Annotated in this window: 1 protein-coding gene; it reads right to left on the bottom strand. The window is 37.5% G+C overall.

Annotated features, from left to right (window positions below; translation table 11 throughout):
• A partial coding sequence (locus OIU83_RS23500; RefSeq protein ID WP_264208703.1) for a type VI secretion system Vgr family protein occupies window positions 1-1,418 on the bottom strand: 1,418 nt, incomplete at its 3' end.
• Window positions 1,419-1,545 lie beyond the last annotated feature (127 nt).

Below are 1,545 nucleotides of genomic sequence, written 5' to 3'. Positions count from 1 at the left end.
TCGGAGAGCCAGATACCTACTTTCTCGACGAATTTTAATAATTGTCCAAATCGTAGTTTCCATCCTTTTATCCTATTGTTTGGGTCGAAGAATTCAGGTTTTGCTTTTCCGTTATAATAGGATGCAGATACATAAGGACAATCGGCATTTCCTGCTTCAAAACTTATTTGTACTTCATCGCCTATTTCGGGAGTCCAATAACCGCCTCTTGCTCCGCCTGCGTAGTTTTGCGTTACACGTATCCATTCGCTTGAGTTTCCCCAGCCTGCCCAATAGAATTCTACTTTTACACGACCCATTGCTTCGGGATCATTATTGTCGCTTATTATTGCGGGTTGGCTATCGGCTTTGCCAAATACTTCGACATCGGTATAATGTGGTGCCGCCACATCGGCAGGAATAGCTTTAAACTCACAACTGTAGTTTCCGTGTCCTTCAGACAGGTGTATAATTTCGATTGCAATAAGTTCGTGCTCTACGTTTTTATTCTGGATTGTAAACACCTGTCCTAAACCAATCGGGAAATAGGAGACTCCGCTATAAAAAACGCTATTGGCATCGCGACCTGCTGTTTGCAATCGCACCATTTCCTCGATTTCGTCTTTATTTTGAGCATTATTAGTATAAGCACCATGACTTAAACCTTGTCGTGCCACCGATCCCTGATTATATCCTACAATAGATGCAAACCGGTCACGGCTGCCTGTTGTGATTTTCTCTGAGACATTTCTAATTTTCTCTGCATTGTTGTAGTTATAGCCTCCAAAAGAGGTTTTATGAGATACTAAATTTGCCTCAATCTTGAATTTATGTAAGGAAGAACCGTTTATCAATTTTACTTTGGAGGGTTTGGTTTGTCCAAACTGCATGCGCATTCCATCAAAATAGAACCACTGCCCATAACGAGCCGAAAGACGTTTCATGAAATTAAAACTAGTTTCGTTATATTGTGTCTTGTATTTGAATGTTTTGGAGAAAGTAGGTAATATTGCTTCGTTTTGGTAAAATTCGCCCGAGCTTTCTTCTGCAAAAATTTCTAATGCAATTTCCAGTAGGTTCTTCTCAAGAAAGATTCTTGACTTTTTCATATCATCGAGTACAATCGTATGACTAATACCGGTAACATGTAATCCGGCAGGACTGCCATGCAGGTTAATAGAAACCAGGTTTGATATCATACCTTTGGACATCAATTGAATTCCGTTTACCTTAAAAGTAAAGATTACTTCACTTCCTATATATTTACCAATGGCTGATGCCTGATCAGAAGGTTCTATTACAGCTTTACTGGTATATTGCCATAAAAATGAAAAATGGTGATGGTCGGCCATTTGTTGCGATAGCTTAAAATCGGAATAAATAACGTTTTGAGAAAAACTGCTTATAGATATATGAACTTGTTCCGAAAATTTTGACATGAGGCATTGGTTTTATTGGTTAATATTTAAAGCTTATTTTAATCCTATATTTTTTAATCAAATGGATTAACGGTTATTTTTATAGGTATATTTCTACAAATAAGCTTTTCGTAAAGTTCAAAAAACA

The sequence above is a fragment of the Flavobacterium shii genome (assembly GCF_025847235.1).
Taxonomy (GTDB): domain Bacteria; phylum Bacteroidota; class Bacteroidia; order Flavobacteriales; family Flavobacteriaceae; genus Flavobacterium; species Flavobacterium shii.
The sequence above is the reverse complement of the archived record's forward strand: the minus strand, read 5'-3'. Positions and strand labels throughout refer to the sequence as shown.